This is a genomic window from Pseudomonas syringae group sp. J309-1, assembly GCF_032582135.1.
In the GTDB taxonomy this organism is placed as follows: Bacteria; Pseudomonadota; Gammaproteobacteria; order Pseudomonadales; family Pseudomonadaceae; genus Aquipseudomonas; species Aquipseudomonas quasicaspiana.
On the sequence record NZ_JAWHNU010000058.1, the window covers coordinates 13,364 to 27,354 of the forward strand.

A 13,991-nucleotide genomic window follows, 5' to 3' on the forward strand; every position below is an offset into this window, starting at 1 on the left:
GCTCCCACAGGAATAAGCGATCTCCTGTCGAAGCAGTGTTGGCCCGCGACGCTTACGTCAGAGGATGCTATCGCGCATCCAGCAAATAACTCTGTGGGAGCTGGGCTTGCCCGCGATATGGGCAACTAGGTTCACCTGCAACACCGCAGCGTCTGCATCGCGGGCAAGCCCGGCTCCCACAGGGCTGGATCTCCTGTGAAAGCTGGGCTTGGTCTGGGAGGCATGCCGATGATAAGGGCAGCGCGGTCTTTCAGATTATGCGATTACCCCTCACTCGCCTTAGGCTTGAGAATCAACACCGCCAACGGCGGAAGATTCAGCGAAAGTGACACTGGCTGGCCATGGCTCTTGACCTCGTCCGTGTGCACGCCGCCGCCATTACCCAGGTTCGAACCTGCATACATTTCAGCATCGCTATTGAGCAGCTCAGTCCAGTTGCCGCCGAACGGCACGCCCACGCGATAGCCCTCACGCGGTACCGGTGTCAGGTTGGCTACCACCAGCAGCGGCTCGCCCTCCTTGCTCCAGCGCATGTACGCAAACACGCTATTGGCAGCGTCATCGCCGATCAACCACTGAAAGCCCATTGGCTCGGTATCACGCTCGTGCAGCGCCTTCTCTTGGCGGTACACACGGTTGAGATCGCTCACCAGCTTTTTCACGCCAATGTGCTCGGCGTACTGCAGCAAGTACCAGTCCAGCTGTTCGTCGTGGTTCCATTCGCGCCACTGACCGAACTCGCAGCCCATGAACAACAGTTTCTTGCCCGGATGGGTCCACATGAACGTCAGGTAGGCGCGCAGGTTGGCGAATTTCTGCCAGCGATCACCGGGCATTTTGTCGATCAGGGAATGCTTGCCGTGCACCACTTCATCGTGGGAAATCGGCAGGATGAATTTCTCCGACCAGGCGTACATCAGACCGAAACTCAGCTCGCCGTGGTGATGGGCGCGATGGATCGGGTCCTGCTGGATGTAATGCAGCGTGTCGTGCATCCAGCCCATGTTCCACTTGTAGGCAAAGCCAAGACCGCCCTGTTGGGTGCTCTGACTGACACCTGGCCATGCGGTGGATTCTTCGGCAATGACCAGCGTACCCGGTGCTTCCAGCGCGACCACGTCATTGAGGTGGCGCAGGAAATCAATGGCTTCCAGGTTTTCGCGACCGCCGAAACGGTTAGGCACCCACTCCCCGGCTTTACGCGAATAATCGCGATACAGCATCGAGGCCACAGCATCCACGCGTAGACCATCGATGTGGTAATGCTTGAGCCAGTGCAGTGCGGACGCCAGCATGAAGCCGTGCACTTCAGTGCGGCCCAGGTTGTAGATCAGGGTGTCCCAGTCCTGATGGAAGCCTTCCTGCGGGTTGGCGTACTCATACAGTGCCGTGCCGTCAAATTGCGCCAGACCGTGGGTGTCGGTAGGAAAGTGTGCAGGCACCCAGTCCAGGATCACACCGATCTCGGCCTGGTGACAGGCATCGACGAACGCAGCGAAATCTTCGGGCGAACCGTAGCGCGACGTCGGGGCAAATTGCGCCAGCAGTTGATAGCCCCACGAACCACCGAACGGATGCTCCATGATCGGCATCAATTCGATATGCGTGAAGCCCAGCTCCTTCACATACGGAATCAGGCGATCTGCCAGCTCACGCCAGTTGTACTGACGCCATTGGCCTTCGTCGTTCTGCTCCATCTGCCAAGAACCGGCGTGCAGCTCGTAGATCGACAACGGCGCGTTAGCACCGTGACGGTCGCCACGGGATTGCAGCCAGTCGTTGTCGTGCCATTCAAAGTGCAGCGGTGCCGACACTTTGGACGCGGTATCCGGTGGCAGAGTGGTTGCCAACGCCATTGGGTCAGACTTGAGTGGCAGAATCCCGTGAGCGCCCAGAATCTCGAACTTGTACAGCTCACCCGGTTGCAGTCGGGGAACGAACACTTCCCAGACGCCGGTAGGATGGCGCAAGCGCATTGGGTGACGGCGACCGTCCCAATTGTTGAAGCTGCCGACCACCGAGACGCGTCTGGCGTTAGGTGCCCAAACCGAAAAGCGCACCCCTTGAACGCCTTCGACCGTGGTCACTTGCGCGCCCAGGCAACTGCTCAGATCGCGGTGATTACCCTCGGCAAACAGGTACAAGTCCATCTCGCCCAGCAGCGGGCCAAAGCTGTAAGGGTCTTCAGTGATCTGCTCACCGCCCGCCCAGTTGATCTTCAACAGGTAGGGCTGGACGTCAGGAAAGCGCCCGACAAAAAAGCCCGGCACCTCGCTCATTTCCAGCGCGCCCAGCTCATGCCCGCCTTCACGGGCAAGCACTGTCACGCTCAACGCTGCGGGCAGATAAGCCCGGATAATCTGCCCGTTGGCACCATCGCCATGTGGGCCCAGGATCGAGAACGGATCACGGTGTTCGGCACGGATCAATGCATCCATGTCTACGGCAGCGGGCATCAGTTGCAGACCCGCACCAGTTTTGTCAGGCGCATTCATCAAGACTCTCCATCAGACAGATTGAGCAGACCACGCAAACCTTGCAACGGCACGGACAACCAGGTCGGGCGGTTTTCAGCTTCGTAGACTACTTCATAAGCGGTTTTTTCCAGAGTGAACAACTCAAGCGCTGCTTTTTCACCCTTGGCGTCTTTCCAGGCATGGGCCAGTCCGGCAGTGGCCGAACCATAACCTTCGATGAAGGCAGCACGGGCCTGGTTCAAATAAGTTTCAGCCACACGGCGGCGCGCCTCAGCGGCCTCCGGCGACGTGTCGACGCTTTGTGCGCTGCGTACGGCCATGGCCGCCGCGTAATCAAAGGAACGCAGCACGCCGCTGACATCCTTGAACGGACTGTATTTGGCACGTCGCTCCTCAACAGATCGCGCCGGCTCACCTTCGAAATCGATCAGGTAAGCGTCGCCTTTGACCACCAATACTTGCCCGAGGTGCAGATCACCGTGAACCCTGATGCGCAGACCACCCACCGAACGCTTGGCCAACGCTTGCACGTGGGCCAGCACCTTCTTGCGGTTGGCCAGCAAATCACTGACCAGTTGCTGATCCACCGGCTCCAGCGCCGCTTTGTTCTGCTCCAGCAACTTCAGCGCGTGTTCCATTTGAGCAGTGACGCTTTTACCGGAAGCCTGGCTGTCTTTGACACTGGTGACTTCCACAGCAAAGTCCGGGTTGTCGGTGGACGCCGCCAAAACCTGGTGCATCTCACCCAGACGCTTGCCGAGATTGCCCGCGAAATCCTCCAGTTCCAGCAGCGCGTTGTAGTGCTGCTCCTGGCCGGAAATACCGTGGGACATCTCATCGCGAACAGCCCGTTCCAGATTGTTCTGCGTCCATTCCCACGCATCGCCCTGGTTGCTCAGATAACCCTGTGCAATCATCAGCAAGTGATGCTGACCATCGTTGCCGACGCGCACCACGGAGCCCAGCAATGGCGAGATGTATTTGTAACCGGCGTTGGTCAGATAAGCGCCCATCTCCAGCTCCGGATGGATGCCCGGGTTGACCCGGCGAATCATCTTCAGCACCAGGCTGCTGCCGACGACCACGGAACTGTTGGACTGCTCGGCCGACAGGTAGCGAACTTCAGATTCACTGCCAAGACCCAGCGGCTGCAGTTGAGAGGTGTGCTCGAAACGCAACTCCCCTTCACTGCTAGGCAGCACGGTCTGCACTTGCATGCCGTGTACCACCGCACGAATAAAGGTTTCCAGTGTGAATGCATCGGTGACCAAACCCACCTGACGACCTCGACGCACGCGAGCCAGAGCCAACTGCTGAGGCAAGGCGCTGCTGATATCGTCTTCAGCCAGCATGCCAAACGGCAACTGGTAACGTGCGTGATGGTCGCCCGCGGTGACTTCGATTTCGCTCAATAACACCGGATGCGCGGCGTCGCCAAAACGCACCGCATAAGCGATGTGTACTTTGTCGATGGCTTTGTCCTTGGCCGCAAACCAGCGACGCTTGGGCAGGTACTGCGCCAGTGAATTCTGTTCCATCACCGTGCGCAAAGGTTCGTCGAGCAATTCTTCGAGGCGTTTTTTCAGGACCATAGTGGGGAAATCCGGGATGCTTTGCGCAGGCTCCACATGCCAGGAAGGCATCTGGTTTTCTGCGGCCAGCAAGAACCAATAGAAGCCGTAAGGCGGCAACGTCAACAGATAATTCAATTGACCAATAGGCGGAAAGGCACTGCCGCCGAGCATTTCCACGGGCACCGTGCCCGCGTAGGCAGAGAGCTCCAGCTCGGCCGCCTGGGACGCGCTGGACATGTTGGCGACGCACAGAATGATCTCGGTCTTGCCGTCCGCTCCGGTGTACTCACGGGTATAAGCCAGGATGCGTCGGTTACTCGGCGACAGCATTTTCAGCACGCCGCGCCCGAACGCCTTCTGCTGTTTGCGCACTGCCAACATGCGCCGGTTCCAGTTCAGCAGCGAATGCGGATCACTGTTCTGGGTCTCGACGTTGACCGACTGAAAGCCGTACAGCGGGTCCATGATCGGTGGCAGCACCAGGCTCGCCGGATCGGCGCGCGAGAAGCCGCCATTGCGGTCGATGGTCCACTGCATCGGCGTGCGCACCCCGTCCCGGTCACCGAGGTAGATGTTGTCGCCCATGCCAATCTCGTCGCCGTAGTACAACGTCGGCGTACCTGGCATCGACAGCAGCATGCTATTGAGCAGTTCAACGCGGCGGCGATCGCGCTGCATCAGCGGTGCAAGACGACGACGAATGCCCAGATTGATCCGGGCGCGACGGTCAGCAGCGTAGTAATTCCACAGGTAATCACGCTCACGATCGGTGACCATTTCCAGGGTCAATTCATCGTGGTTACGCAGGAAGATCGCCCACTGGCAGTTGGCCGGAATTTCCGGGGTCTGGCGCAGGATATCGGTGATCGGAAAGCGGTCTTCCTGAGCCAGCGCCATGTACATGCGCGGCATCAACGGGAAGTGAAACGCCATATGACATTCGTCGCCGTTGTCACCCTTGGTGTCGCCAAAATACAGCTGGGTGTCTTCCGGCCACTGGTTGGCCTCTGCCAGGAGCATACGATCCGGATAGTTGGCGTCGATCTCGGCACGAATCTGCTTAAGCACCGTGTGGGTTTCAGGCAGATTTTCGTTGTTGGTGCCATCGCGCTCAATCAGGTACGGAATAGCATCCAGACGCAGGCCATCAATACCCATATCCAGCCAATAACGCATCACGTCCAGCACTGCTTCCATAACCTGCGGGTTATCGAAGTTCAAATCCGGCTGGTGGGAATAGAAACGGTGCCAGAAATACTGCTCAGCGACCGGATCCCAGGTCCAGTTGGACTTCTCGGTATCGAGAAAAATGATCCGCGTGCCGTCGTACTTGTCGTCCGTATCAGACCAGACATAGAAGTCACGTGCCTTGGAACCCTTCTTGGCCTTTCGCGCCTTCTGAAACCACGGGTGCTGATCCGAGGTGTGGTTGATTACCAGTTCGGTGATTACCCGCAAGCCGCGTTTATGCGCCTCGGCGATGAATTTCTTCGCGTCAGCCATGGTGCCGTAATCACTGTGCACCCCTTTGTATTCGGCAATGTCGTAACCATCATCACGCCGTGGAGACGGGTAGAACGGCAGCAACCAGATAGTATTAACGCCCAGTTCGGCGATGTAATCCAGCTTGGAAATAAGCCCTGGAAAGTCACCGATGCCGTCGTTGTTGGAATCGTAAAACGACTTCACATGGACCTGATAGATCACTGCATCTTTGTACCAGAGCGGGTCCTTGATAAAGGCCGCGCTCTTGGGTTTCTTTGCCATGGTCATTCCCTGTTAATTGGACTGGATACGCCAGATGCCGAAAGGCTGGTACGAAGGATCGAGACGCATGAACTGGGTCTTTCCATACCAGGTCCAGCGGTGTCCGGTCATCAAGTCCTCACCGGAAGTGGCCGCATCATCGGGTAAACCCATTTCCCACAGGGGTAATTCGAAATGCGCTTCCTGCGCATTGAATGGATCAAGATTGACGGCAACCAGCACAAAGTTGCTGCCGTCAGCACTGCGTTTGCCGAAGTACAGAATATTGTCATTCCAGGCCGTGTACAGCTTCAGGCCCAGATGGCTTTGCAATGCCGGGTTCTGACGGCGAATGCGATTGAGCTGCGCGATCTCGGCAATGATATTGCCCGGCGCGGTGTAATCCCGAGGGCGCAACTGGTACTTCTCGGAATCCAGATACTCTTCCTTGCCCGGTACTGGCGCCGACTCACACAATTCGAAGCCGGAATACATGCCCCACAGACCCGAACCCATGGTTGCCAACGCAGCGCGGATGAGGAATCCGGCACGCCCGGACTCGTGCAAAAAGTGCGGATTGATATCGGGGGTGTTGACGAAGAAATTCGGCCGGTAGCAATCACGCCAAGGGGCCTGGTTAAGCTCGGTGAAGTACTCCGACAGCTCGGCCTTGGTGTTGCGCCAGGTGAAATAAGTGTAGCTCTGGGAATAACCGACCTTGCCCAACCGAGCCATCATCGCTGGCTTGGTGAAGGCTTCCGCAAGGAACATCACATCCGGATGCTGGCTGCGGACGTCATCAATCATCCACTGCCAGAATGGCAAAGGCTTGGTATGGGGATTGTCGACACGGAAGATTTTCACACCCTCCTCGACCCAGCCCAACACGACATCGCGCAATTCCAGCCACAGGCTCGGAATCGCATCAGGCGCATAGAAATCGACGTTAACGATGTCCTGGTACTTCTTCGGCGGATTCTCCGCGTAGCGGATAGTGCCGTCCGGACGCCAGGTGAACCAGCCCGGATGCTGCTTGAGCCACGGGTGGTCCTGAGAGCACTGAATGGCGAAATCAAGGGCGATTTCCAGACCGTGCTCGGCCGCAGCAGCCACCAGATTGCGGAAATCCTCGCGGCTGCCCAGTTGTGGGTGTATCGCGTCATGGCCGCCGTCTTCACTGCCGATGGCATACGGACTGCCGGGATCATCCGGACCAGCCGTCAGGGAGTTGTTAGGACCTTTACGATGGGAACGACCGATGGGATGAATCGGCGGGAAATACAGCACATCAAAGCCCATGTCCCGAATTGTCGGCAACCGGCTGTGCACATCATTAAAGGTGCCGTGGCGTTCGGGATCATCAGTAATCGAACGCGGGAATAGCTCGTACCAACTGGCAAATTGCGCCAACTCACGCTCCACATCCAGCGGGAACTCAATGCTGCGACTGAGGAATGCATGGTTGTCAGCCTGACTCATCAGCGCCGACGTTTCGCTGTTCAACAGCAGCGCCACACGGGCTTCGGGTTCAGCTTTTTCAAGCTCGCCCAAAACGCTAAGAATCTGCTCTTTGAGCTCGCCGGAACTGCGCTCTGCGGCGTGCTCAAGGTGAATCCGGCCTTCAGTCAATTCCAGCTCGATGGAAACGCCTGCGCCGAATTTCTTCTCAAGTTCATAGCGATAACTGGCGAACTGATCGATCCACGCTTCGAGACGGAAAATGTACCGGCTGACGCTGGTCGGCGTGAATTCACCGGTCCAGCTGTCATTGCCCAGTTCCTGCATGGGCGCGCTGTGCCAGGTGTCCTCGGTGACAGAACGCCAACGGATATGTACGGCCATTTTGTCGTGGCCGTCTGCATACACTTTGCTGGTCACTGTCACGGGTTGACCAATAATGCCTTTGACAGCAAACAACCCGCCCTCAATCACCGGAGTCGTGTCTTCAATCACGATCCGCGGCAGCTGAAGGGCTTGGGTCAAAGGTAGAGGTCGAGTCGGGTTAGAAACATCACGGGCCAGGGAATCCGGGCCATACGGCTGATCAGCGGTCACATTCATCGAGCATCACTCCTCACGCCCCACGGGGACGCTCCTGTGCAATCCATGCATTGACGATGGTCAGGCCGCCTTACCGCTGGCTACCTGAGCAAGAATTTTTGAGCGGCCACAGTCAACTGACTGAATCCGGCCTACTGGTTTCCGAGCGGTCCTGGACGGGAAAAGTTCAAAGAGGTTTGCAGTCGATGCACACATGCCGTGTGTCAGCTTAGACGCAGATCCGGGCCGCGCCTGTTAATCGCTTGAGCCATCCGTGAATACCTGCGGTCCAAACAGACGTGTCCGGAAAATGTCATATTGAAGACGCATTTGCCCCTGTGCATTTCCAAACGTAGAGGTGACGCCAATGAGCATTCCTGTCCCAGCTGAAACCCCCGATCCGATGATTGATGATCCAGCCTTGCCTGAGCCGCCACCCGATCAGGAGCCGCCCTCGACCCCACCCGAGGTGACGCCAGGCCCTATAGGTGACCCGCCACCGAACGAACCACCGGCTGTGTTGGGTGAGGACTTCCCTGAATAGATTTGCTTATCAGGGTTTTTCCGAACCGTCCTTTTTGTCTGGATTGTCTTCTGCCGGGTCAATCTTGCCGACGACAATGGGCATAAGGTTCAGGATTCCTAAAGCGAGAATGGTACTTAATACCGCTGTAGCCTCACGCCCCATCCCCGCCGCGATTCCGATCGCGGCGGTCATCCACAACCCTGCCGACGTGGTCAGGCCCTTGACCTGATCAGTATGTTGCGCGCGGTCCTTTAGGATCGTTCCGGCACCCAGAAAGCCAATCCCCGCGACGATGCCTTGAATGACCCGGCTAAGCGCGGCGTCATCAGCACCCGCCATGTGCGGAGCCAGGACAAATAAAGCCGCCCCCATGGCCACCAGCATGTGCGTACGTACCCCGGCAGCTTTGCCCTTGTGTTCCCGTTCAAACCCCAGAATCCCGCCCAGCAAGGCCGCGAGCGTGAGGCGAACCGTGATCCGGGTCAACTGTGAGGCATCAGTGATATCGGAGAATTCGGATTGCAGCGTTACCCAGACTTCTTGCCACCATGCGGTCATTGTTGCTCCTTGGAATGTGTAGCGGACAAATATCGAATCTGTAGGAGCTGCCGAAGGCTGCGATGCGGTGTATCAGGATAATTGCTTCGCAGCCTTCGGCAGCTCCTGGAGAAGGGCATGTCATGCTTCAGGCGCAAATGTCGGCGCGCTGCTGCACGTTCGTCGCAATAGGGTTCAAGTGCAGAAATGGACAGCAGCACTCTGCAAGAGTGCAGCAGTCACCCGCTATCTGATCCGGTTTTTTATCGTTAAGCTGACGCTGTTCTCCATTCCATCCGCCGCTCACCCTATGGCTATCCGCCAAGCCGTAGATATGAGCGTCCGACATGATCGAACAGAGCCCGCGAGACGCCATGAAGCGCTACGAGAAGTATGCCGATACTATCGCCGAGCTGATCCGGACTGGCGTTCTGGCCCCCGGGCAGCGAGTGCCGTCGGTACGCTATGCGAGCCAGACCCACGGCATCAGCCCGTCAACCGTGTTCCAGGCCTATTACCTGCTGGAGCGCCGCGGGTTGATCAGTGCCCGGCCCCGCTCCGGTTATTTCGTCAACCCAAAGGCGCTGGATCAGCCCGGCCACAGCTTCAATGAGCCGCTGAAGGACGCTCAAGTGGGCGAGTCCACTGAAGTAGATGTCAGCGAACTGGTCTTCTCGGTGCTCAGCTCTATCAAAGACCCGGACACAGTGCCTTTTGGCTCAGCGTTCCCCAGCCCGATGCTGTTTCCCATGCAGCGCTTGTCGCGATCACTGGCCAGCGCCAGCCGGGACATGGACCCGCGGATGGTGGTCACCGACATCTCTCCGGGCCATCCACAACTGCGGCAGCAGATTGCCCTGCGTTACAGGATTGGTGGGCTGACACTGCCCATGGAAGAACTGCTGATCACCAACGGCGCACTGGAAGCGCTAAACCTTTGCCTGCAGGCCGTCACTGAGCCGGGTGATCTGGTTGCCATCGAAGCTCCGGCTTTTTACGCCTGTCTGCAGGTGCTGGAGCGACTTAAACTCAAGGCGGTGGAAATTCCGGTCCATCCTCGGGACGGCATCGATCTGGACATACTCGCGCAGACACTGCAACGACATCCCATCAAGGCCTGCTGGTGCATGACCAGCTTTCAGAACCCCACCGGCGCGCTGGTACCTCAAGCCCGTAAACAAGCGTTGGTAGAGCTGTTGCGCGAACATCAGGTGCCGCTGATTGAAGACGATGTCTATGCGGAACTGTATTACGGTCCTCACGCGCCCAGACCTGCCAAAGCGTTTGATACGGAAGGTCTGGTGTTGCACTGCGGTTCGTTCGCCAAAAGCCTGGCGCCCGGCTACCGGATCGGTTGGGTGGCTGCCGGGCGCTATGCGCAGAAAATCGAACGCCTGAAGCTGATGACATCGCTCTGCGCATCGATGCCCGCCCAGGCGGCAATTGCGGACTACTTGCAGCACGGCGGTTACGACCGGCATTTGCGCAAATTGCGCTACGCCCTTGAGGATCAGCAACGGGCAATGCTGGGTGCCATTGCACGCTACTTTCCGGCGCAGACCAGAGTCAGTCGGCCAGAGGGCGGCTACTTCCTGTGGCTGGAATTGCCAGAGCAAGTCGATTCGTTGCAGGTATTCAAGACAGCGCTGGCCCAGGGAATCAGCATCGCGCCGGGCCCGATCTTTTCTCCGACCCGACGTTTTCGTCACTGTATTCGCATGAACTACGGTGGTGCCTGGAACGACGCGTCGGATAAGGCCATGCAGACCCTGGGACGGATCATTCACTCACTGCTTGCGGACTGAACGGATCAGCGACCGCCGCCCAGATCGATGAATGTGCCGGTTGCATACGAAGCTTTTTCCGACAGCAGCCAGACGATGGCTTCAGCAACTTCTTCGGCGACGCCGCCACGGCCCATGGGAATCCCGGACTCCAGTTTGCTGACGCGGTAGGGATCACCGCTCAGGGCGTGGAAGTCAGTGAAAATATAACCCGGTCGAACGGCGTTGACGCGAATGCCCTCGCCTGCCACTTCACGAGCCAGGCCCGTGGTGAAGGTGTCGAGCGCGCCCTTGGAGGCTGCATAGTCGACGTATTCACCGGGGGAGCCAAGACGCGACGCGACCGAGGAGACATTGACGATGCTGCCGCCTTTACCGCCATGCCGCGGGGACATGCGCAGCAGCGCGTGTTTGCTGCACAGGATCGGACCGACCACATTGGTCATCATCATTTTCAGCAAACGGAATTCGGTCAGTTCTTCGACACGAGAGGCATGGGCCACTGTTGCAGCGTTGTTGACCAGATGGGTCACAGGCCCGAACTCGGCATCGACCCGGGCGAACAGGCGAATGATTTCATCTTCATTGCTGACGTCAGCCTGAACGGCCATCACCGAAGCGCCCATGGCCCGGACCTTCTCACAGGTCGTTTCGGCGGCCTGATGATCGGAGTGGTAGTTGATGCAGATTCGATAGCCTTGTGCTGCGGCAAGTAAAGCAGTGGCGGCACCGATACCTCGTGAGCCACCGGTGATGATGAGAACTTTATCCATAAATGTCTCCTGTAGAGGTACGCATGACGCTGATCAAACGAAACTCAGTACTCTGAATTGAAATGCATTTGCCGTGAGAGCTGACACGGCGCTGCATTGAGGCAGCCATTGGCCTGTAGGAGTGAGCTTGCTCGCGATGGCGTCAGTTAAAGCGATAAATTCGTTAACCATGAAATCGAATCGCGAGCAAGCTCACTCCTACAGGGTCCGTGTTTACTTAGCGACAGCGAGGTGTCAGAAATTGCTCGAAGACTACCAGTCAGCCTGCCAGAACGGTAGCGCCTCTTGCCGCATGGATGTCAGCCATGAAGCGTTCGGCAGGTTGTGGATGGCCTAGCAGATAACCCTGCAGTGCATCACAGCCCAGACGCGTCAGGAAACTCTGCTGACGGTCCGTCTCGATCCCTTCGGCAACGATCCGCAGATTCAGCGCCTGCCCTACTGCGACGATGGCCGAGATGATCGCTGCATCGTCACTGTCATGCTCAAGATCACGAACGAATCCGCGATCAATCTTGAGTTCATTGGCAGGCAGTCGCTTGAGGTACATCAGGCTCGAATAGCCCGTGCCGAAATCGTCAATGGACAGGTCGACGCCCATTTCCGATAACTTTTGCAATACGCTGATGCTCGCCTCAGTGTCGCTCATGGCCGTGGTTTCGGTGATTTCCAGGGTCAGGTTATTGGCCGGCAAGCGGTGCAGTTCGAGCGCTTTGGCAACGGTTTCCACAAGGCTGGAATGACAGAACTGAAGCGTCGAAAGATTCACCGCGACACGCCAGTGGCCATAACCCATGTCCGCCCAGATACGCATCTGGCGACAGGCTTCGTCCAGTACCCATTCACCGATACTGACAATCAGCCCGGTCTTTTCGGCCAGGCCCATGAAGGCATCGGGCAACAGCAGCCCCTTTTGCGGGTGATTCCAGCGCAACAGCGCTTCGGCCCCCACCGGTTCACCGCTGACAGCATCGAATTTGGGTTGATAGTAAAGACTGAAATGCTTGTACTTGATCGCAACACGCAGTTCCTGCAACAGCTCCAACTGATTGCGCGCGTTGGTATTCATACTCGGATCAAAGAAGCTGTAGCCATTTTTACCCGCTGCCTTGGCGTGGTACATCGCGGCATCGGCGTTCATCAGTAGCTCTTCCTGAGTCTGTCCGCACCCTGGATAAAGCGCGATGCCAATGCTGACGGATATCTGCAACAGTTGATCGGCAATATGAAACGGCTGTGCGATCACATCGACCTGACGTGCAGCGATACAGGGCGCATCATGAATATCCTCCACATCCACCAGCAGCACGAACTCATCGCCACCGATCCGCGCCAGAGTATCCCGACGATGCAGGTTGGCCCGCAAACGCAAACCCACATCCCGCAGCAGTTGATCGCCAACATGATGACCAAAGGCGTCGTTGACGGGTTTGAAGCCATCCAGATCCATGAACATCAGGGCGAAACCACCGCCTTTCGCGTCAACGCGCTGCATGGCCTCTTCAATCCGCTCCGCCAGCAACACCCGATTCGGCAACCCCGTCAATGTGTCATGCAGTGCCAGATGCTGCAGCTCACGGTTGACCTGGATCAGGGACTGCGACAGCTCGGCAGTCCTTGCCTCAAGCCTTGCATCCAGTATCGACGTCAGCAAGGTGAAGGTCAGCACCGCGAGACTTCCCACCAATACCAGCGAGAACAGGCCGTTGTAGTGAATGCCGTCAGCGAGTGCGCCGCAGTAGCTGTCCTCGGAAAATCCTGCCGCCGCCATGCCGGTGTAATGCATGCCGACAATGGCCATACCCATCACCACCGCCGCTGCACCACGGGCCAGGCGTACATGGGGCGTCTGTCGGCGCAAGCGAAAGGCAATCCAGAGTGCAGCGGCCGAAGCGGCAACGGCAATAGCCAGTGAGGCCAGCACCATGGCGGGGTCGTAGGTGATTCCGGGATACATACGAAGCGAGGCCATGCCGGTGTAGTGCATGGCACTGATGCCTGCGCCCATGAACAAAGCCCCCAGGGCCAGCACTGACAGAGGCAGCTGCGGCTGGCTGACCAACCACAGGGCAAATCCTGAAGACAGGACCGCAATCAGCAGGGAAAGAGACGTGATGGGGAGATCGAAGGCCAGCTCTATCGGCAGGTCAAAGGCGAGCATGCCAATAAAGTGCATGGACCAGATACCAACGCCCATGGAACAGGCACCGCCGAACATCCAGAAGGCAGCGGCCCGGCCTTTCGCAGACGCGATACGCCCGGCAAGATCAAGTGCGGTGTAGGAAGCGAGGATAGCGACGAAAACTGAAACCAGAACCAACGACGAGGTGTAACTGCCAATCAGCATGGATGACCGCGACCTGGATAAATGAGCGTATCCATGCCCAGTCAAAAACCCGATTCTACCGTTTGTTCAATGGGTTGTGGCGGTCACTCGTCGAAAATATGGCGCATAGCCATCAGCTGGTGTTTTAAAGTAACGGATTTATTGTTGGAACGAGTGGCGCATATCCCTTGTGGGAGCCGGGCTTGCC

General features: G+C 57.7%; 8 protein-coding genes. 2 read left to right on the forward strand and 6 right to left on the reverse strand.

The window, feature by feature from the left end:
* Window positions 1-263: 263 nt before the first annotated feature.
* From glgB to RX972_RS24060, 3 genes are read right to left on the reverse strand one after another with little or no spacing between them, the layout of a single operon-like run.
* Window positions 264-2,495: a 1,4-alpha-glucan branching protein GlgB gene (gene glgB / locus RX972_RS24050; protein WP_263271969.1), complete on the reverse strand. Its 2,232-nt coding sequence runs from the start codon at window positions 2,493-2,495 to the stop codon at window positions 264-266.
* Entirely contained in the window at window positions 2,495-5,818 is a 3,324-nt protein-coding gene (gene treS / locus RX972_RS24055; RefSeq protein ID WP_027897992.1) for a maltose alpha-D-glucosyltransferase, read from the reverse strand. The genes glgB and treS overlap by 1 nt, the downstream gene beginning before the upstream one ends.
* A gap of 12 nt (window positions 5,819-5,830) precedes the next feature.
* Window positions 5,831-7,858, reverse strand: coding sequence for an alpha-1,4-glucan--maltose-1-phosphate maltosyltransferase (locus RX972_RS24060; protein WP_122704747.1), 2,028 nt, complete (start codon window positions 7,856-7,858; stop codon window positions 5,831-5,833).
* 346 nt (window positions 7,859-8,204) lie between these two features.
* Between RX972_RS24060 and RX972_RS24065 the strand changes: the two genes are divergently transcribed.
* Entirely contained in the window at window positions 8,205-8,381 is a 177-nt protein-coding gene (locus RX972_RS24065; RefSeq protein ID WP_164581897.1) for a hypothetical protein, read from the forward strand.
* 9 nt (window positions 8,382-8,390) lie between these two features.
* Here the strand turns inward: RX972_RS24065 and RX972_RS24070 are convergent, their stop codons facing one another.
* Entirely contained in the window at window positions 8,391-8,921 is a 531-nt protein-coding gene (locus tag RX972_RS24070; protein WP_099268840.1) for an MgtC/SapB family protein, read from the reverse strand.
* A 353-nt stretch (window positions 8,922-9,274) separates the two neighbouring features.
* Here RX972_RS24070 and mapR point away from each other — a divergent pair, with 353 nt between their 5' ends.
* Window positions 9,275-10,705, forward strand: a complete 1,431-nt coding sequence (mapR, locus tag RX972_RS24075) for a GntR family transcriptional regulator MpaR (RefSeq protein WP_316879241.1) — start codon at window positions 9,275-9,277, stop codon at window positions 10,703-10,705.
* A gap of 5 nt (window positions 10,706-10,710) precedes the next feature.
* Here the strand turns inward: mapR and RX972_RS24080 are convergent, their stop codons facing one another.
* Window positions 10,711-11,457, reverse strand: coding sequence for an SDR family oxidoreductase (locus RX972_RS24080; RefSeq protein ID WP_099268839.1), 747 nt, complete (start codon window positions 11,455-11,457; stop codon window positions 10,711-10,713).
* Window positions 11,458-11,716: 259 nt separating this feature from the next.
* Window positions 11,717-13,804, reverse strand: a complete 2,088-nt coding sequence (locus RX972_RS24085; protein WP_316879223.1) for a putative bifunctional diguanylate cyclase/phosphodiesterase — start codon at window positions 13,802-13,804, stop codon at window positions 11,717-11,719.
* Window positions 13,805-13,991 lie beyond the last annotated feature (187 nt).

Bases quoted from the DNA above. Each gene is read 5' to 3' on its own strand.
- glgB (WP_263271969.1), bottom strand. From the start codon at position 2,495: ATGAATGCGCCTGACAAAACTGGTGCGGGTCTGCAACTGATGCCCGCT.
- treS (WP_027897992.1), bottom strand. From the start codon at position 5,818: ATGGCAAAGAAACCCAAGAGCGCGGCCTTTATCAAGGACCCGCTCTGG.
- RX972_RS24060 (WP_122704747.1), bottom strand. From the start codon at position 7,858: ATGAATGTGACCGCTGATCAGCCGTATGGCCCGGATTCCCTGGCCCGT.
- RX972_RS24065 (WP_164581897.1), top strand. From the start codon at position 8,205: ATGAGCATTCCTGTCCCAGCTGAAACCCCCGATCCGATGATTGATGAT.
- RX972_RS24070 (WP_099268840.1), bottom strand. From the start codon at position 8,921: ATGACCGCATGGTGGCAAGAAGTCTGGGTAACGCTGCAATCCGAATTC.
- mapR (WP_316879241.1), top strand. From the start codon at position 9,275: ATGAAGCGCTACGAGAAGTATGCCGATACTATCGCCGAGCTGATCCGG.
- RX972_RS24080 (WP_099268839.1), bottom strand. From the start codon at position 11,457: ATGGATAAAGTTCTCATCATCACCGGTGGCTCACGAGGTATCGGTGCC.
- RX972_RS24085 (WP_316879223.1), bottom strand. From the start codon at position 13,804: ATGCTGATTGGCAGTTACACCTCGTCGTTGGTTCTGGTTTCAGTTTTC.